Source organism: Pseudomonas sp. QLc11A, from assembly GCF_052112305.1.
Taxonomy (GTDB): Bacteria; Pseudomonadota; Gammaproteobacteria; order Pseudomonadales; family Pseudomonadaceae; genus Aquipseudomonas; species Aquipseudomonas laurylsulfatiphila.
On record NZ_JAVAJJ010000064.1, the window covers coordinates 1 to 336 of the forward strand.

The 336-nt window shown below is 57.7% G+C and carries 1 protein-coding gene; it reads right to left on the reverse strand.

All coding sequences use genetic code 11. The annotated features are described in order from the left end of the window. Positions 1 to 336 (reverse strand): aldehyde dehydrogenase family protein (locus Q8X48_RS29900; protein WP_407802820.1); only part of this gene is annotated, 336 nt, incomplete at both ends.

Here is a 336-nt window from a genome sequence, read left to right on the forward strand (position 1 = left end):
CCAGGTACGAAAGGATCTTGTCGAATTGCTGCTCGGACGCCTGGGCGCCGACCATGGTGTCGGTGTCCAGCGGGTCGCCGCGCTTGATTTGCAGGACCTTCTTCATCACCACTTGCATGAATTCGTCATAGATCGACTCTTGCACCAGCGCACGGGAAGGGCAGGTGCAGACTTCGCCCTGGTTGAAGAACGCCAGCACCAGGCCTTCAGCGGCTTTCTCGATGAAGGACGGTTCGGCCTTCATGATGTCTTCGAAGAAGATGTTCGGCGACTTGCCACCCAGCTCCACGGTGGACGGAATGATGTTTTCGGCGGCGCATTTCATGATGTGCGAGC